This is a genomic window from Pantoea sp. YU22 (assembly GCF_003970755.1).
Classification (GTDB): Bacteria; Pseudomonadota; Gammaproteobacteria; order Enterobacterales; family Enterobacteriaceae; genus Pantoea; species Pantoea piersonii.
Genome location: NZ_RYDU01000012.1, coordinates 64,795 through 81,514 on the forward strand (window position 1 = coordinate 64,795; position 16,720 = coordinate 81,514).

General features: G+C 59.3%; 15 protein-coding genes. 9 read left to right on the forward strand and 6 right to left on the reverse strand.

Annotated features, from left to right (window positions below):
• The first annotated feature begins 56 nt into the window (after positions 1-56).
• Positions 57-2,009, forward strand: coding sequence for a methyl-accepting chemotaxis protein (locus tag EKL29_RS16090; protein WP_120456046.1), 1,953 nt, complete (start codon positions 57-59; stop codon positions 2,007-2,009).
• Between the two features lie 51 nt (positions 2,010-2,060).
• On the opposite strand, the gene EKL29_RS16095 is transcribed toward EKL29_RS16090, so the two are convergent.
• Positions 2,061-2,702: an HD domain-containing protein gene (locus EKL29_RS16095; protein WP_126690184.1), complete on the reverse strand. Its 642-nt coding sequence runs from the start codon at positions 2,700-2,702 to the stop codon at positions 2,061-2,063.
• A 113-nt stretch (positions 2,703-2,815) separates the two neighbouring features.
• On the opposite strand from EKL29_RS16095, the gene EKL29_RS16100 reads away from it, so the two are divergent.
• Positions 2,816-3,787: a GlxA family transcriptional regulator gene (locus EKL29_RS16100; RefSeq protein ID WP_126690185.1), complete on the forward strand. Its 972-nt coding sequence runs from the start codon at positions 2,816-2,818 to the stop codon at positions 3,785-3,787.
• Between the two features lie 9 nt (positions 3,788-3,796).
• Here the strand turns inward: EKL29_RS16100 and EKL29_RS16105 are convergent, their stop codons facing one another.
• Positions 3,797-5,005, reverse strand: coding sequence for a zinc-dependent alcohol dehydrogenase (locus tag EKL29_RS16105; RefSeq protein WP_120456052.1), 1,209 nt, complete (start codon positions 5,003-5,005; stop codon positions 3,797-3,799).
• Between the two features lie 342 nt (positions 5,006-5,347).
• On the opposite strand from EKL29_RS16105, the gene fdhF reads away from it, so the two are divergent.
• The 4 genes from fdhF to EKL29_RS16125 are packed head-to-tail and all read left to right on the forward strand — an operon-like array spanning position 5,348 to position 11,109.
• A complete protein-coding gene (fdhF, locus tag EKL29_RS16110; RefSeq protein ID WP_126690186.1) occupies positions 5,348-8,320 on the forward strand; it encodes a formate dehydrogenase subunit alpha in 2,973 nt (990 codons plus the stop codon).
• The gene (locus tag EKL29_RS16115; protein WP_126690187.1) at positions 8,320-8,808 is read left to right on the forward strand and encodes a DUF1641 domain-containing protein; all 489 of its coding nucleotides are present in this window, start codon (positions 8,320-8,322) and stop codon (positions 8,806-8,808) included. Before fdhF ends, EKL29_RS16115 begins: the two co-directional genes overlap by 1 nt.
• Positions 8,801-10,168 carry a cytochrome ubiquinol oxidase subunit I gene (locus EKL29_RS16120; RefSeq protein WP_126690188.1) on the forward strand — a complete coding sequence of 456 codons (1,368 nt, stop codon included), beginning with the start codon at positions 8,801-8,803 and terminating at the stop codon, positions 10,166-10,168. Before EKL29_RS16115 ends, EKL29_RS16120 begins: the two co-directional genes overlap by 8 nt.
• On the forward strand, positions 10,165-11,109 hold the full coding sequence (locus tag EKL29_RS16125) for a cytochrome d ubiquinol oxidase subunit II (RefSeq protein WP_126690189.1): 945 nt from the start codon (positions 10,165-10,167) through the stop codon (positions 11,107-11,109). Before EKL29_RS16120 ends, EKL29_RS16125 begins: the two co-directional genes overlap by 4 nt.
• Here the strand turns inward: EKL29_RS16125 and clcA are convergent.
• On the reverse strand, positions 11,106-12,497 hold the full coding sequence (gene clcA / locus EKL29_RS16130; RefSeq protein ID WP_126690190.1) for a H(+)/Cl(-) exchange transporter ClcA: 1,392 nt from the start codon (positions 12,495-12,497) through the stop codon (positions 11,106-11,108). The two genes, EKL29_RS16125 and clcA, sit on opposite strands and share 4 nt — an antisense overlap.
• A 103-nt stretch (positions 12,498-12,600) precedes the next feature.
• Complete coding sequence (locus EKL29_RS16135; RefSeq protein ID WP_126690223.1) at positions 12,601-13,278, reverse strand: SOS response-associated peptidase family protein; 678 nt, start codon at positions 13,276-13,278, stop codon at positions 12,601-12,603.
• Positions 13,279-13,584: 306 nt separating this feature from the next.
• Between EKL29_RS16135 and EKL29_RS23355 the strand changes: the two genes are divergently transcribed.
• Positions 13,585-13,758 (forward strand): hypothetical protein, encoded by a 174-nt coding sequence (locus tag EKL29_RS23355; RefSeq protein ID WP_167456975.1) that lies wholly within the window; start codon positions 13,585-13,587, stop codon positions 13,756-13,758.
• Between the two features lie 30 nt (positions 13,759-13,788).
• The gene (locus tag EKL29_RS16140; RefSeq protein WP_120456064.1) at positions 13,789-14,136 is read left to right on the forward strand and encodes a hypothetical protein; all 348 of its coding nucleotides are present in this window, start codon (positions 13,789-13,791) and stop codon (positions 14,134-14,136) included.
• Between the two features lie 38 nt (positions 14,137-14,174).
• Here the strand turns inward: EKL29_RS16140 and EKL29_RS16145 are convergent, their stop codons facing one another.
• Complete coding sequence (locus EKL29_RS16145) at positions 14,175-15,368, reverse strand: zinc-dependent alcohol dehydrogenase (RefSeq protein WP_120456067.1); 1,194 nt, start codon at positions 15,366-15,368, stop codon at positions 14,175-14,177.
• Positions 15,369-15,656: 288 nt separating this feature from the next.
• Between EKL29_RS16145 and EKL29_RS16150 the strand changes: the two genes are divergently transcribed.
• Positions 15,657-16,364: a phage antirepressor KilAC domain-containing protein gene (locus tag EKL29_RS16150; protein WP_167456976.1), complete on the forward strand. Its 708-nt coding sequence runs from the start codon at positions 15,657-15,659 to the stop codon at positions 16,362-16,364.
• A gap of 70 nt (positions 16,365-16,434) precedes the next feature.
• Here the strand turns inward: EKL29_RS16150 and EKL29_RS16155 are convergent, their stop codons facing one another.
• Entirely contained in the window at positions 16,435-16,719 is a 285-nt protein-coding gene (locus tag EKL29_RS16155; protein ID WP_120456069.1) for a DUF1330 domain-containing protein, read from the reverse strand.
• Between the last annotated feature and the right edge of the window lies 1 nt (position 16,720).

Sequence of the window (16,720 nt, forward strand, 5' to 3'; positions counted from 1 at the left end):
ATTGCTGTTTTATTCGCCAGCACCAGAAAAATGAAAGAGTGGGGAGAAAACCAATAATGAAAGCCGATCGCGCCACAAAAAAAAGAATAAGCACCCGCGCCATGATGCTGCTGACCGGCGCGTTAACTATCACTACCGGCTTCGCCGTCACCATCGGTGTGCTGAGCTGGCAGTCAGGCCAGGCGCAACGCACCCTGGCGGAGGAGTATCTGCAGCAGATTGCGCACAGTAAGGCGATGGAAGTGGAAAAGAGCCTTAACCATGCGCGTGATGTGGCGCAGAGCCTGGGGCAGAGCCTGATAGCGATGCCGGATGCCGGCATTCATGACCGTCACGCCCTGGATAAGCTGACCGAATATACGCTCCGCAGCAATCCCGATTACCTTTCCATTTCGGTGATCCTGGAGAAAGATGTCTTCGACGGGCGCGACGCAGAGTTCGCCACGCAGAGCGGGCAGCCGCCGGAAGGGCGCTACGCCTGGTTTGTCGATAGCGATAAGGCGGGTCATTACATGATGCATCCGCTGACCTCCTTTCTGACGCCGGGTCAGGGCGACTACTATCTGGTGGCGCAGCGCACGCGCAAAGATTTTCCTACCGAACCTTACAGCTACGCCTATAACGGCGTGCCGACCCTGCTCACCTCTATCGCTACGCCGATTATCGATCGTGGCAAACTCTGGGGCGTTGTTACCTCCGACATTTCGCTGGCGGCGCTGCAGCAGCGGGTCAATGAGATTAAACCCTGGCAGGGCACCGGCTACGCCATGCTGCTCTCCAGCGGCGGAAAAATCGTCTCCTCGCCTGACAAAGAGCAGAATAACCAGATGTGGAAAGGCGACAAGAGCCGCCTGAAATCAGAGGTGACGGAGCAGGATGACGCTATTCTCGGCGAAAAATCCCTCATCACCTGGCAGCCGGTTGTTATCGGCAACAGCAGCAACGTCTGGTATCTGGGCGTCGCCGCGCCGGTGAGCGTCGTCATGAGCGGCGCGCGTCAGCAGCTGCACAACGCGCTCTGGATGATGCTGGCGAGCATTGTGCTGGTGAGCCTGCTGCTTGGAGTCGTATTTAGCCGCATCGTGCTGCGTCCGCTGGGCGGCGAACCTGCCGACGCGGCGGCCTTTGCGCTGGCGGTGGCGGATGGGCAACTCCATACCCGTATTCCGCTGAAAGCGGGCGACCAGAGCAGCCTGTTCTATGCGCTGCATACTATGCAGGCGCGGCTGATCGCCATGGTGAGCCATATCAAAGAGACCAGCGCATCGGTACGCGACGGCGCAGAGGAGATCGCTAAAGGTAATATCAACCTGGCGTCACGCACTGAACAGCAGGCCGCCGCGCTGGAGGAGACCGCAGCCAGCATGGAACAGCTTACGGCGACGGTGAAACACAACGCTGCCAATGCGCATCAGGCGACGACGCTGACGGAAAATGCCTCGCTGACCGCGCGCAAAGGCGAGGCGCTGGTGGGTGAAGTGGTGCAGACCATGGCGCAAATCAACGACAGCGCGCGCAAGATCGGGGATATCACCGCCATCATCAACAGCATTGCGTTTCAGACCAACATCCTGGCGCTTAACGCAGCGGTAGAGGCGGCGCGCGCAGGCGAGCAAGGGCGCGGTTTCGCCGTGGTCGCTTCAGAAGTGCGGAATCTGGCGCAGCGCAGCGCCTCGGCGGTAAAAGATATCGCCTCGCTGATTGAAGAATCAACGCAGCGCGTCGACAGCGGCGTCAGCCTGGTACGCACAGCGGGTAGCACCATGCAGGAGATTACCCAGGCGGTGACCTCGGTGCAGGCGATTATCGACGAGATCGCTACCGCATCGGATGAGCAGAGCCGCGGTATCAGCCAGGTTTCCATCGCGGTCAACGAGATGGACAGCGTCACGCAGCAGAACGCCGCGCTGGTGCAGGAGATCTCCACCGCCGCCAGCGCTATGGAGGATCACTCCGCCATGCTGGCGCAGTCGGTCGAGCAGTTCCGGCTGGAGGGAGAGCCAGCGTAACGCGATACGGAAGAAAGCAGCCGCCAGGCTGCTTTCTTTACCTTTGCCCGTTTAACCTTTCCAGCGCGACTGCCGAATGACGCTGCAGAAATTGAGCGGCGCGAAGTCAGGCTGTTTATCCGCAATCACATCGGCTTTTACATTACCGAAGGTGGTCTGCGGCTTGTGCCGGATACCCTCGTAAAAAGCCTGGATAATCTCCTCTTTAAAGGAGGCGCTGCGCGGATGCTGCTGCACCACCGCTTCGCGCTCTTCATCGCTGAACCCATCGTAACGGATACCCAGCACGTCCATTTCAACGCCAGCGGTCACCAGCGCAATTTCCGCCGCCATAAACTCAGGAATGCCGGGCGTAGTGTGCAGCGCAATCGCCGTCCAGACCTTGTCGATATCGCTTTGCGCAATGCCGTAGCTGGCCAGAAACGCTTGCGCCGCGTTCGCGCCATCCACTTCAAAACGTTTGTCGCAGCTACAGTGCTCGTGCGTCAGGCCAATATCGTGAAACATGCAGCCAACGTACAACAGCTCGCGATCGACTTTCAGCCCGCGCTGCTGGCCTGCTAAGGCACCCCAGTAGTAGACGCGGCTGGAGTGGTGAAACAGCAAATCGGATTCGCGGTCGCGAATAAACGCGGTGGCGTCGCGGGCGAGTTGCGTATCAGGAATGGTGACGCCGTTTATATGAAAGCTCATCAGGATTCTCCAGTGGATTAACTGACTGTGAGCATAAAACGCATGACGCTTGTCTCAAATTGTCTTATAACGACGTTTAAGGTCATAACGACAGTTCAGGACGCCCATAAAGCATGTCTCACTCAGTTACCCTGTTCGCGCTGCCCGGCGTGCAACTGCTCGACGTTTCCGGCCCGCTTGATGTCTTTGCCGAGGCGAACCGCGCGCTGCGCCGTCAGTTCTATATTCTGCGCGTCATGGCGGCGGACGCCAGCGCCATTACCGCCTCGTCCGGCGTCCGGCTCAGCGCCGACTTTCTGCTGGGCGATGCGGTGCGCCACCCAATCGACACGCTGCTGGTGGCGGGCGCGCCGGATGCGGAACAGCAGATGCTGAGCCAGGCGCAGTGCGCGCAGCTCCGGGCGATCTGCGCGCGCAGCCAGCGCTATGGATCTGTCTGCAGCGGCGCGCTGCTGCTGGCACAAACCGGGCTGCTGCATCAGCGGCGCGTCACGACGCACTGGGCCTGCGCCGATCTGCTGGCGCTGCGCTGTCCGCAGGCGCTGGTGGAGCCAGACGCCCTGTATGTCGCCGACGGGCCGCTGCGCACCTCGGCGGGCGTGACCGCCGGACTGGATCTGGCGCTGCGGCTGGTAGAGGAAGATTTGGGACGCGAGGTGGCCCAGGAGGTGGCGGCGAGCCTGGTGATGTTTTTTCGACGCCCGGTCAGCCAGGGGCACTTCGCCCGGCGCGACAGCGTGTCGCTGACAGGCCGCGCCGCGCTGCAGGATTTGCAGCGCTGGGCGCTGGCGCATCTGCAGGAGATTGGCGGCGTGCAGGATCTGGCGGCGCATATCGACCTTAGCGTGCGTCATCTGGGGCGTCTTTTCCGTCAGGAGCTGGATATGCAGCCGGGAAGCTGGCTGGAAAATGCGCGCATAGAGAAAGTGCGCGCGCTGCTGGAGGAGGGGCAACTGCCGCTGAAGGCGATCCCTGCCGCCAGCGGCTATCGCAGCGGCGATGTAATGCGCCGCGCCTTTGTAAAACACACCGGCATGACGCCGGCGGTTTATCGCAGGGTATTTTTACAGCAGGGGCCAGAGTAGCTGCGCTGCTCAGGTCTCCAGTTCTACTTTTATCCAGCCCGGCTCGCGCTTGTCGAAAGCCTTGTAGGCCTCAATGACATTCTCGATCGGTTCCTCGTTGGTCAGGACTTTGGTGGGATCGATTGCGCCGGTACGCGTCAGTTCCAGCAGATAAGGGATATGGGTGTGATGGTTGCAGTTGCCCATTTTGATGGTGAGATTTTTGTTCATCGCCTTGCCGATGGGGAAGGTCTCCGCGGTCGGCGGGTAGACGCCGATGATGCTGAGACGGCCCGCTTTTTTCAGGCCGGCGATCGCCCACTCCAGCGCCTGCGTCGGGGCATCGCCGGGGATCCAGTTGCCGTGTTGCGGATGGGTTTCAGGCGCGACCTGCGCAACCTCCTGCGCGAATTTATCCGCTTTCTGCTCCGCCTCGGCGCTGGCTGGACCGTGATGGGCATGCTGACTGTCAACGCCAACGGCGTCGATGGCGCAGTCCGCGCCGGTGCCGCCGGTCAGCTTTTTAATCACCTCAACCGGATCTTCCCGCTCGAAGTTCACCGGGAAAGCGCCCTGACGGCGCGCCATCGCCAGCCGGTCTTCGTGGCTATCCACCGCAATGACCCGCGCCGCGCCCATCAGCAGCGCGCTGGCAATGGCGAACTGGCCGACCGGCCCGCAGCCGAACACCACCACAATATCGCCGCGCGTGATATCAGCCAGTTCGGCACCAAACCAGGCGGTAGGAAAAATGTCGCTGATTAAAATGGCCTGCTCATCCGTTACGTCGTCGGGGATTTTCACCAGCGTATTAGCGGCGAAGGGGATGCGCGCTTTTTCAGCCTGAAGCCCGTTTACCGGGCCGGTCGCTTTGGGGCCGCCAAAAAAGCAGGTGCCTGCCTCCGGGCCATTGGGGTTGGCGTTATCGCACTGCGCGGTATGGCCAGCGCGGCAGGGCGGACAAACGCCGCAGGATACCGTCGAACAGACCACCACCCGATCCCCCGGGCTGAAGTTACGCACCTCGTCGCCGACCTGCTCTACGATGCCGACCGCCTCATGCCCCAGGATAGTACCGGGCTGCATATCGCTAAAGGTGCCGCGAATAAAATGCAGATCCGTTCCGCAAATCGCCGAGGCGGTAATTCGAATAACGGCATCGCCCGGTTGTTCAATTTGCGGATCGGGAACGTTATCTAACTGGATATTTCCCACGCCGTGCCAGACTAATGCTTTCATTATTTACCTCCGCCTCTTGAGTATCGTTTGCTGGAAACCTGTCGAATTAAAAAGTATAGAAAGCGTCAGAAATCCTGCCCGGCGCATAAATAAACGCAGCGGGTAGCAATGATTAACAATTTTTGAGATCTGCCTCTTAAATTATTTTTTTCCGTTGAAATTACTGGGTTTTTTATGATTAAACCTCAGCGGAGCGCTGAGGTTTCAGACGTGTTGAGATGTATAAACGAAGCCGTTTTATTGCAGGCCATATAATTGCCGCTAAGCTGAAAACATAACTTTACATAACAATCAAAGCACGCTGGCAAGATGCCAATTGCAATGTCGATAACGAGGCGTTAAATGTCAGAGAAAACCTGTACCATTATTTATAATGGCGAACCCCTGGTAGGCGCCGTTAATCAGCCGTTGATCGACTTTCTCACCGAGCAGGGTAAAAAACTGCCTCATGTTTGTTACCACCCGGCGTTACAGCCGCTGGAAAGCTGCGATGTTTGCTGGGTGGAAGCCAACGGCGAAAAAGTACGCGGCTGTACGCTACGTACTTTTCAGGGGCTGGAAATCAACAGCGAAGGGGAATGGTCACGCGCTGCACAGCAGGAAGGGATGGATCGGATCCTGAATCGGCATGAGCTCTACTGCACGGTTTGCGAACACAACACCGGCGACTGTACGCTGCATAACACCGTTGCGGATATGCATATCCCAATCCAGTACTACCCCTACCAGCGCAAACCCACCAGCAAAGACCACTCCAATCCGTTCTATACCTACGATCCTGACCAGTGCATTCTGTGCGGACGTTGCGTAGAAGCCTGTCAGAACGTTGAAGTGAATGAGACGCTCAGCATCGATTACACCCAGGAGCATCCCCGCGTGCTGTGGGACGGCGGCACGCAGATTGCGGGATCGAGCTGCGTCAGCTGCGGCCACTGCGTCACGGTTTGCCCCTGCAACGCGCTGCTGGAGAAAACCATGCAGCCTGACGCGGGACCTTTTACCGCCATGGATGAAGGTCTGAAGCGCCCGATGATCGATTTCGTCAAGTCGCTGGAGAACAGCATCGGCATGGAGCCGATTACCGGCATATCCCTGATCGACGACGCGCTGCGCCAGGCGGAGATCAAACGTACCAAAACGGTCTGCACCTATTGCGGCGTGGGCTGCAGTTTCGAAATCTGGACGCGCGATCGCCATATTCTGAAGGTGCAGCCGGTGGCGGAAGCGCCCGCGAACGGCATCTCCACCTGCGTGAAAGGCAAGTTCGGCTGGGATTTCGTCAACAGCCCGGAACGCCTGACCACGCCGCTGATCCGCGAAAATGGCCGTTTCCGCCCAGCCAGCTGGGACGAAGCGCTGGATCGCGTGGCCCAGGGGCTGCGCGACGTGGCGCGCCAGTATGGCGGTGACGCCATCGGTTTTATCGGGTCCAGCAAGGCCAGCAACGAAGAGGCCTACCTTTCTCAAAAAATCGCTCGTCTGATATTTGGCACCAACAACGTCGATAACTCATCACGCTACTGTCAGAACCCGGCAACCGAAGGGCTGTTCCGCACGGTGGGCTACGGCGGCGATGCGGGCACCATTCGCGATTTGCAAAAAACCGATCTGATTATCACCGTCGGCAGCAACCTGGCGGAGAACCATCCGGTGATCGCCTCGCATATTAAACAGAGCCATAAGCATCGCGGGCAGAAACTGCTGGTGGTGGATCCGCGCCGACATGAAATGGCGGACCGCGCCGACCAGTTCCTGCGCATCAAGCCCGGCACCGATATGGTGTGGGCGTCCGCCATGGCGAAATATATGTTCGATCACGGCTACGCTGACGAGGCGTTTCTGGCGGAGCGTGTCAACCAGGTGGAGGAGTACCGCGCCTCGCTGGAACCCTTTACCCTGGCGTTCGCCAGCGAGATTACCGGTCTGAGCGTGGAAGAGCTCACGGCCGCGGCGGAGATGATTGGCCAGGCGCAGAGCGTTTGCCTGCTGTGGGCGATGGGCATTACCCAGCACAGCCACGGCGCGGACGCCAGTACGGCGCTCTCTAACCTGCTGCTGGTGACCGGCAACTACGGGCGCCCGGGTACCGGCGGCTATCCGATGCGCGGTCATAACAACGTGCAGGGCGCGAGCGACTTCGGCTGCCTCAGTAACGTCTACCCCGGCTATGAAAAAGTCTCCGATCCCGCGATACGCGAAAAATGGGCGCGCGCCTGGGGCGTCGCGCCGGAGGCGCTCTCCGATCAGCCCGGCGCCGATAATTTTATGATGGTGCAGCATGCGCATGAGGGAAAACTGCGCGCTATGTATATCACCGGCGAAGAGACGGCTTTTTCCGACGCGGACTCCACAAAAGTGCATGAAGCCTTCAGCCGCCTCGATTTTATGGTGGTGCAGGATATTTTTATGAGCCGCACCGCCGAGTTCGCCGACGTGGTGTTGCCAGGCTGCCCAAGCGTAGAGAAAGAGGGCACCTTCGTTAATACCGAACGCCGCATCCAGCACTTCTCGTCAGCGATGCCACCGCTGGGCGACAGCCGCCCGGACTGGCAGATTTTCACTGAGCTGGCCGCGCGTCTGGGTCATCACTGGAACTACCCCAATCCTGGCGCGATTATGGCGGAAGCGGCGAGCATCGCGGAAATTTTCGCGGGCGTCAGCTATGAACGGCTGGTGGGCTGGCAGTCGCAAATCTGGCCGGTCAAGCCTGATGGCGAGAGCACGCCGCTGCTCTATACCGACAAATTCAAGTTCCCGGACGGCAAGGCGCGCCTCTACCCGCTGAGCTGGCAGCCGCCGATGGAAGAGGCGGACGCGGAATACGATCTGATGCTGGATAACGGCCGCATGCTGGAACATTTCCAGTCCACTAATCAGACTGGCAGAGGCGGCCGCATGATGTCGCTGTCGCCTAACTGGTTTGTGGAGATTTCGCCGCAGCTGGCGCAGGCGCGCGGCCTGCAAGAGGGCGAATGGGTCGCGCTTAAGTCCAGGCGCGGAACGGTAGAGGTGCCGGTCGTGGTCACCGATCGCGTAGCGGGTAACGTGCTGTTTATTCCTATTCACCACGGCAAACCTGGCGTCAACGGCCTGACCGGCGAACATCACGATCCCGACGTCAACACCCCGGCTTATAAAGAGATCGCCGTCAGCATGACGAAACTGACGCGTACGCCGCAGCCGAATCCTATTCCGCGACATAATTTCCGCCACGGCCAGCGCACGCCGCTGGATCATTTGCCTGTTGAGCAGAAGTGGCAGCAGGAAGGCTATCTTCAGCCGCCTGAACATGTAGAACACCCGGAGAAATTCTGATGGCCGAACGACTTTCCTATTCCGTACCGCCGACGCGCACCGAGAAAACCGCTCAGGAAGCGATGGATGAGCTGGTGGAAAACCTGCACCAGCACGGTTTTCTGCGCCTGGCTAACGACGCGATCAAAGCCAATAACGATATCGGCAAAATTCTGGTTTCCGGGCTAAACCGACCGGGCACGCAGAGCGCGATTCAAAATCTTTCGCTGATAATGATGACGCTGAGCACCATTCCGCCGGAGCGGCTTAACCATATTTTGCTGGCGGTACGCGACGCGGCGATGGCGATGAAGCCCGCCAGCGACGAAACGCAGCAGCAGTCTCACGCCGCGCCCGGCATTCGCGGCGTGCTGCATCTGCTGAATGATGAAAAATTGTGGCAGGGGTTGCGGCCGTTGTTCGCCGCGCTGGAGGCGTTCTCAGCAGGTATGCAGCGCGAGGAGGAGAAGCCGATCACCCGCTATAGCGGAAAGCCGAGCAATGAGTAACGCTGAGTGGGTGCTGCTGCTGTCGCGCGGCCAGTTCGCGCTCACAATGGGGATGCATATTACGCTGGCTGCGCTGACGCTCGGGCTGTCGCCCTTTTTGCTCTGGTTCGAGGCGCGCTGGCTGTGGGGAAAGCAGCCGGGCGCGCGTGAGGCGCTGCACTTCTGGCTAAAGGTCTTTGCGCTGACGGTGGCGGTCGGCGCGGTGTCCGGCGTGGTGATGGAAGTGCAGTTCGGCACCCACTGGTCAGGACTGTCGCAAAAAGTCGGCGGCGTGATTGGCCCGCTGCTGTTCTATGAAGTGCTGGTGGCGTTTTTTCTTGAATCGGGGCTGACCGGCGTAATGCTGTTCGGGATGGGAAAAATCAGGCCGGGCATACATTTTATCGTTACCTGCTTCGTGACCCTCGGCGCGCTACTGAGCGCTTTCTGGATCCTGGCCGCCAACTCCTGGCTTCAGACGCCGACCGGCTTTACGCGTGACGAGAGCGGGCGGTTTTTGCCGGAGAGCTGGACGATGGTGCTCTCCGCGCCTTCGTTCCCTTTTCGCTTCAGCCATATGCTGCTGGCCTCGCTAATCGCGGTGGCTTTTATGATAGCGGGCGTCGCCGCGCGCCGTTTGCTGCTCAACGTGCAGGAGCAGGCGGCGCGTCGCATGCTGACTGCCGCGCTTTCCTTTACGCTGGTGGCGGTGCCGTTACAAATTGTTGTCGGCGATCTGCACGGTGAGAATACACTGGCGCATCAGCCTGCCAAGCTGGCGGCGATTGAGGGCAGCTGGCATCAGCCTGCGGCTAACGACGGCGAGCCGCTGCGGCTGTTCGCCTGGCCCGATCAGCAGGCGCAGCGCAACCGGCTCGAGCTGGCGATCCCCGATATCGCTTCGCTCTATCTGCGGCATAACCTCTCCGGCCATATCAAAAGCCTGAGCGAATTTGATCCCCAGACGATACCGCCGGTCGCGCCGGTGTTTTTCGCCTTTCGCCTGATGGTGGGGCTCGGCGTGGTGATGCTGCTCGCCAGCATCGTGGCAAACGTGCAGCACTGGCGCGGGCGGCTGACCCGCTCGCGGCGCTTGTTGAACATGCTGGTATGGCTGTCGCCAGCGGGCTTTATCGCTATGCTGGCCGGCTGGCTGGTGACGGAAATCGGCCGTCAGCCCTGGACGGTCTATGGCATGTTGCGCACCGCGGACAGCATTTCACCGCTGTCGCTCTCAACGACCGTAGCGATACTCGCCGCTATTATCGTGATTTACGCTCTCAGTTTTGCACTGGGGCTGCGCTATCTGCTGCGGCTGATCTCTTCACCACTGCAGCCGAAGGGTGACGTTGTCACGCAGGAGATCAGGACTTCGCCATGACTATCGCTGACTTCGCTGCGCTGGCGCTGCTGCTTTCCATGCTGATCTACGTGCTGCTCGACGGCACCGATCTCGGCGTCGGCATACTCTTTCTCTGGTTTCGCGAAGAGTCGCAGCGTAAGCGCATGGTGGACAGCATTCTGCCCATCTGGGACGCCAACGAAACCTGGCTGGTGCTGCTGGCGGGCGGCATGTTCGCGCTTTTTCCCACGGTTTATAGCCTGCTGTTCAACACGCTGTGCGGGCCGGTTTTCGCGATGGTGCTGGCGCTGTTTCTGCGCGGGCTGGCGCTGGAATATCGGGCGCAGGCGCAGGAAGCGTTTCGCCACTGGCTGGATCGGCTGATGTGCGCCAGCTCGGCGCTGGCGGCTTTTCTTCAGGGCTGGTGCGCAGGCGTGGTGTTCGGCGCAGAGCCGCATCGCGGGCTGGAGATCGGTTTCTCGCTAACGCCGTTGCTGTGCGGCCTGGGGCTGGTGGTGATCTATGTGTTGCTCGGCTGCTGCTGGATCCGCTGGCGCATCGGCGAGGATGTCGAGGAGAAAGCCAGCCCGCTGGCCTGGCTGTGCTGGGTGCTTTCGCTGGTGCTGTTTCTGTCGGTGATGCTGCTTAACCAGGATATCTGGATAACCGCCTGGCAGCGCTGGCCCGGCAAGATCGCCGTCGCGCTGATTTTGCTTCTGTGGCTGGCCCAGCTGGTCGCGCTGTGGCGCGGTCGGGCGACCTGGCAGCTGGCGCTGACGCTGGGCCTGATCGCCGCGGTGTTCGCTGGCGTCGCCTGCGGTTTTTATCCCTGGCTCATTCCCTGGCAGCAGGATCTGCATCACAGCGCCGCTCCAGCGGCTACACAACTTTTTGTGCTGATCGGCACTCTCATTATTATGCCGCTGACGCTGCTCTATCACAGCTGGGCTTTTTGGGTGTTTCGCGGCAAGGTGCGCTAAGCCTTGCCGCTCTCCGCCTGCTGGCGCGCCAGGGTTCGTGCCAGAATAGAGGAGTAGAGCGGTTTGCCGCCGAGAAACTGCGCCAGCAGCGTCGCGCCCAGCCCGGTGACGATCATCGGCAAGATCAGCTGATAGTTATCGGTCATCTCCAGCACCAGCACGATGCCGGTCAGCGGCGCGCGCACCGAGGCGGCGAGCAGCGCGCCCATTCCGGCAATAGCGAAGGTGGCGGGTTGCAGATGGTAGAGCGGAAAAATGTCCGCCATCAGCACGCCGAACGCGGTGCCCAGCACGGTGCCGAGTGCCAGCATCGGCGCGAAAATACCGCCTGGCGCGCCAGAGCTGAAGCAGAGCAGTGTGGTAAACAGTCTCACCGCAAAAATTACCAGCAGCACGCCAAACGTGTAGTGGCCGCCCGTCGCCTGTGGAATAAGTTCGAATCCGCCGCCGGTGCCCGGCGCGAACCACAGCGCCAGCAGACCACAGCCGCCGCCCAGCAGGCCGCCCGTCGCGACCGCGCGCCAGATGCGCCCGGCATAGAGGCGGGCAAACGTATCCTGAAAGAGAAAAATCAACCGGTTAAGCAGTACACCCACCATGCCGAACAACATACCCAGCACCAGATAAAGCCACAGCGTCTCGACCGGCGCGTCCGCCAGTTTCCCTACGGAGATAACCGGATGCGCGCCGTTGAACAGGCGAAACACGATGCTCGCCATAATGACGCCGGTGAAGACCGCTTTGATTGAGATAAGGTTGTAGCGAAACTGCGGGCGCATCTCTTCAATAATAAAGAGTATGCCCGCCAGCGGCGCGTTAAAAGCCGCCGCCAGCCCGGCCGCCGCGCCGGTCGCCAGCAGGGAGTGACGCGCTTCGTCGCTGCGAATGCGCAGCATATCGAGCACCATACGGCCGATATTGCCGCCAAGCTGCACCGTCGGCCCTTCGCGCCCCAGCACCATACCCGCGCCGAGCGTTCCCATCCCGCCAAAGAACTTTACCGGGATGACGCGCCACCAGCGCACCGGGCGCAGCTCTTCCAGCGCGCCTTCAATTTCGGGAATGCCGGAGCCTGCTGCTTCCGGGGCGAAACGCCGCACGAGGAAATAACCAGCCATCGCCAGCAGCGCGGAGAGCGAGAACGCCAGCGCCCAGAGCGTCCAGCCGGAGTGCAGCGCCGGAGCAGCCACCGATATTCGCCAGTGCTGCACCCAGCTGACCGCTTTAGCGAACGCGCTGCCGACCAGCCCGACGATGATGCCGACCAGCGCGGCGGAAATAAGCACCGCGACAGGCGTTTTATCGCGATTGAGCAACGCCCGGAACATACGATTGCGTGCCGGGATCGACTGGGGAACATTAACTGAGGAGTGTGCTTCGTTGTTCACAATCATTCACTGCTGCGAAAAAAAGGGGCTTAAGTGTACTGCAATCCCCTTTTTCCGTCCCGCGTTGAGATCATCTGATTCTTAACGAAGCGTGACAAGGCGGCTATCCCGCTTCGGCCGTCTCCTCAATCATCTCCTCGCCCTGATTATGGATATTCCCCACCTTTTTCGTCACCGGATGCCAGCGAAACGCCTTCTCAGGCAGCGCCGCTTCTTCCGCGACTTGTTGCGCACGCTCCGGGGAGGTGTCCGCGCTCAGCCACTCTTCTACCGCATCAGGGCGCAGCACCAGCGGGCGGCGGTCGTGAATATCCACCATGCCTTTGTTGCTGGCCGCGGTAACGATGACAAAGCCCTCATGGCCGTGATCTTTATCGAAGGGCGCTTTACCAATGGCGGCGAAGAAAAGCGGCTCTTGCTGCTGGTGATAGATAAAATAGGGCTGTTTGCGGTCACCCTCTTTTTTCCATTCAAACCAGCCGTCGGCCGGTACAACCGCGCGGCCATGGTGCCACAGCGGCTTAAACATGCGCCCGGTCGGCGCGGTTTCGCTGCGCGCATTAATCAGCGGCTGTTTATGCCACCATTCCGGGCCGTAACCCCAGAAAACCGGATCGAGATGGAGATGTTCGTCACGCATATTAAGCAACAGCACGCGGGTGCCTGGCGCGACGTTGTAGCGAGCGACAGGTTCGGGGTCGTAAATCAGTTCGTCGTCTTCAATGCCGAGTGCGTCAAAATAGGCGTTCCGGCTGCGATATTGCGCAAAGCGTCCACACATAGTCATTACCTCCGCTGTTAAGCATAGCTCTATCTCCGGCCGCGTTTTAATTCCGCATAAAAAGTAACAGGTATCGCCGCGATGGATAAAAGCGTGGTCGTAAAGGTGGATGGCGACAGGTTAAAACTCTCAGTAAAGCGATGTCGTAAAAATAAGCTGAATCGCGATTTACCCTTTATTTGTGATGCGATCGGCTGTTAAACGAAGCGCAGGGCGGCTGGCTAAAATCTATTTCTCCTCTTCGCCAGGAATTACCCCTGAAAAGTGACTATCCTTCTATTAAATAAATGACTTTCAGGAGGGAAGATGAAGTTTTTCTATTTCGTTTCGCTTATCGCCGCTGCTGGTTACCTGCTGGCTTTCTTGCCCAAACTTCGTACCAAACGTGAACCTGTCGCTTATTGGGGATGCTGGGCTTATCTGGCCGCAAACGCCGTTTACTGGGCGATCTATGCGCTACGTTATTATTTCCATTTTTAACTGCAGAAATAGTCTGCCGCAGGAGAAGAAATGCCTGAAAATAAGCGTGACCTGATGCCTTACTTACTTTATTACTGCCAGTCTCGCCTGCTGGTAGAGAATATTGACGGCCATGTGGTCGATATCGGCGGCGCGGAGCAGGTTGGCGGTAAGCTTCGCTGGCAGCTTGACGGCAAGGATGCGAAGGGCACCACAGAGAATGAAGCTGACGAAATGCTAGAAGATGTTGCGCAGCATCTGAGCTTTTTGTTTGTTGACGGGCAGTTCACCAGCCTGCCGGATGTGCGCGGCGAATATGGCGACCGTCTGGATAATGCGCCGTCGCGCGAGATTTCGCTGCCGGAGCTAAACGACAGCGATGAAGGTATCGTGCGTTAACTGCCGCCAGGCTGCCTGTGGCAGCCTGGACGACCTGTTTAGCTGGCGGCGCGCTGCGACGCCATGCCCGGCACCAGAATAACCTTGCGGCAATCATCCTTGCGCTTCTCAAAGATCTCATAGCCGTGCGCCGCGTCTTCAAGCGGCATATGGTGCGTGACAATCTCTTCCGGCGTCAGCAGACCCTGTTCGATCAGCGATAGCAGGCGCGGCAGATAAGCCTGCACGTGCGTTTGTCCCATCTTGAAGGTCAGCCCTTTATCAAAGGCGTCGCCAAACATAAAGCCATGAATAAAGCCAGCATAGACGCCCGGCACGCTCACCACGCCGCCGCGTCTGACCGCAGCGATACACTGGCGCAAGGCTTTGCCGCTGCTGCCTTCCAGCTTCAGGTTGCTTAGCACCGTTTCGGTCAGGCTGCCTTTGGCTTCAAAGCCGACGGCGTCGATTACCGCGTCTACGCCGCGATGATTTTTGGTGTGTTCGATGATCCACGCGGCCGGATCGTCGATATCGTCAAAGTTAATAGGCGTGACGCCGTAACGCTGACGGGCGAACTCCAGCCGGTAGTTGTTATGGTCGATCATAAAAATCTCTTCCGCGCCGACCAGGCGCGCGCAGGCGGCGCTCAACAGCCCGACCGGCCCCGCGCCGAAAATTGCGACGCTGGAGCCTTTGTCCAGGCCAGCGTTCTGCACCGCCTGCCAGGCGGTCGGGAGGATGTCGGAAAGAAACAGCACTTTATCATCCGGCAGCGCCAGCGGCACTTTAAACGGGCCGACGTTAGCTTTCGGCACCCGCACATACTCCGCCTGACCGCCAGGCACGCCGCCGTATAGATTGCTGAAGCCGAACAGCGCCGCTGGCGGCGTAATATTCTTTTTATTCAGGATGGCGCCGCGACCGCTGTTGGTGGTTTCGCAGGCGGCATACTGATGCAGATGGCAGTAAAAACAGTCGCCGCAGGCGATAACGAAAGGCACGACGACGCGATCGCCAACGGCGACGCTGGTCACTGCCGCCCCCGCCTCAACCACTTCGCCCATAAATTCATGGCCGAAAATATCGCCATGATCGGTGCCGGGAATTTTGCCGCGATAGAGGTGCAGGTCAGAGCCGCAAATCGCTGTGGCCGTAACGCGCAAAATAATATCGTCTGGCTCCTGCAGGACAGGATCGGGAACGGTTTCAACGCGAACCTGGTGCGGGCCATGATAGGTCAGTGCTCTCATAACAACGTCCTTTCTTGATGAGTGTGCCGGTCGCCATGACGCAACACGGGACTCCACGCCAGCGGCGCACGCTTCCCCGACATTACAGGCGCGCCTGGCGTGGCAGGCGGGGATGTTTTAAGCCTGGCCGCAGATACGGGTTAAGCAAGCGCGGCGGCTGTTGCGCAATCAGGCGAGACGGCAAACCGTTAGAAAAACGCTTAAAAAAAATACTGGATATAACAACAGTATCCTGTATACTTATTCAACAGCCCGAACGGCTGGGTACGTTTGCATGAGGTGACGCTGATGATGTTCTCTACTGAAAATCTTTCTGCTCTCAACGCTTCTGTCCTGATGAGCAGCCGTGAAATCGCCAGACTGACAGGCATCACGCACGGCGAAGTAAAACGTTTGATCAAAAGCCTGGAAACCGCGCAGCGGCTTTCACAGCCGGTGACGATCAACCTTTACGAGCATGAAGGAGAGATGCGTCAGGAGTTTTGCCTGAACAAGCGCGACTCGCTGTTAGCCGTAGCGCGCCTGTCGCCGGGCTTTACCGCCGATCTGCTGGACAAATGGCAGGAGCGAGAAAAAGTGGCGCATCTGCCTGACTTTACCAATCCTGCCGAGGCGGCACGCGCCTGGGCGGAGCAGTTCGAGCAGCGCCGCGCCGCGGAAGAGCAACTGGCGCTCTCAGCCCCAAAGGCGGAATTTTTTGATCGGTTTGTCGAGGTGACCGATTCGCTCGGCTTTCGCCAGCTGTGCAAAATGCTGAAAGTGAAAGAGCCGGAGTTTCGCCAGTTCCTGCTGGAGCGCAATATCATGTACCGCGACAAAGGCACGCTGACGCCGCAGCACCATCATATGCAGGCGGGTTACTTTACGCTGCGCTCAGGCGTTGGGGAAAACCAGCATGCGTTTTCGCAGGCGCGCTTTACCGCGAAAGGGGTGAAATGGGTCGCCAGCCTGTGGGCGGGACATATCGCCACGCAGCCGAAAGGCGTTGCCGCCTGATCGTTGCCGCTGTAAACAAAAAAACCGGTCGCTGACCGGTTTTTTTATGCCTGGCCGCCAGCGGCGCGCGCTAAAGTCCATCGACAATAGTGATCATCGCCTCCGCCACGCTGGCGCGTTCAGCGCGGGCGCGCTGGTAGGCTTCGGAGTGGTAGCAGGCGAGCGCGCTCTGATAGTCATCGAACTCGATTAACACATGCTTCTGAAAGGTTGCGCCTTCCAGCGCCGTCGCTTCGCCGCCGCGCGCCAGGAAACGCGCATTGAACTGCTGAAATGCGGCGGGTGCCAGCGCCATGTAGTGCTGATATTGCGTTGGATCGTGAATAGTAACGTGCGCAATCCAGTATGCGGCCATG

What these genes read in the sequence shown, in the direction of transcription:
- EKL29_RS16155 (WP_120456069.1), bottom strand. Translation starts at nt 16,719, where the DNA reads ATGGCCGCATACTGGATTGCGCACGTTACTATTCACGATCCAACGCAA.
- EKL29_RS16140 (WP_120456064.1), top strand. Translation starts at nt 13,789, where the DNA reads ATGCCTGAAAATAAGCGTGACCTGATGCCTTACTTACTTTATTACTGC.
- EKL29_RS16095 (WP_126690184.1), bottom strand. Translation starts at nt 2,702, where the DNA reads ATGAGCTTTCATATAAACGGCGTCACCATTCCTGATACGCAACTCGCC.
- EKL29_RS16125 (WP_126690189.1), top strand. Translation starts at nt 10,165, where the DNA reads ATGACTATCGCTGACTTCGCTGCGCTGGCGCTGCTGCTTTCCATGCTG.
- fdhF (WP_126690186.1), top strand. Translation starts at nt 5,348, where the DNA reads ATGTCAGAGAAAACCTGTACCATTATTTATAATGGCGAACCCCTGGTA.
- EKL29_RS16150 (WP_167456976.1), top strand. Translation starts at nt 15,657, where the DNA reads ATGATGTTCTCTACTGAAAATCTTTCTGCTCTCAACGCTTCTGTCCTG.
- EKL29_RS16100 (WP_126690185.1), top strand. Translation starts at nt 2,816, where the DNA reads ATGTCTCACTCAGTTACCCTGTTCGCGCTGCCCGGCGTGCAACTGCTC.
- EKL29_RS16145 (WP_120456067.1), bottom strand. Translation starts at nt 15,368, where the DNA reads ATGAGAGCACTGACCTATCATGGCCCGCACCAGGTTCGCGTTGAAACC.
- EKL29_RS16135 (WP_126690223.1), bottom strand. Translation starts at nt 13,278, where the DNA reads ATGTGTGGACGCTTTGCGCAATATCGCAGCCGGAACGCCTATTTTGAC.
- EKL29_RS16120 (WP_126690188.1), top strand. Translation starts at nt 8,801, where the DNA reads ATGAGTAACGCTGAGTGGGTGCTGCTGCTGTCGCGCGGCCAGTTCGCG.
- EKL29_RS16115 (WP_126690187.1), top strand. Translation starts at nt 8,320, where the DNA reads ATGGCCGAACGACTTTCCTATTCCGTACCGCCGACGCGCACCGAGAAA.
- EKL29_RS23355 (WP_167456975.1), top strand. Translation starts at nt 13,585, where the DNA reads ATGAAGTTTTTCTATTTCGTTTCGCTTATCGCCGCTGCTGGTTACCTG.
- EKL29_RS16090 (WP_120456046.1), top strand. Translation starts at nt 57, where the DNA reads ATGAAAGCCGATCGCGCCACAAAAAAAAGAATAAGCACCCGCGCCATG.
- EKL29_RS16105 (WP_120456052.1), bottom strand. Translation starts at nt 5,005, where the DNA reads ATGAAAGCATTAGTCTGGCACGGCGTGGGAAATATCCAGTTAGATAAC.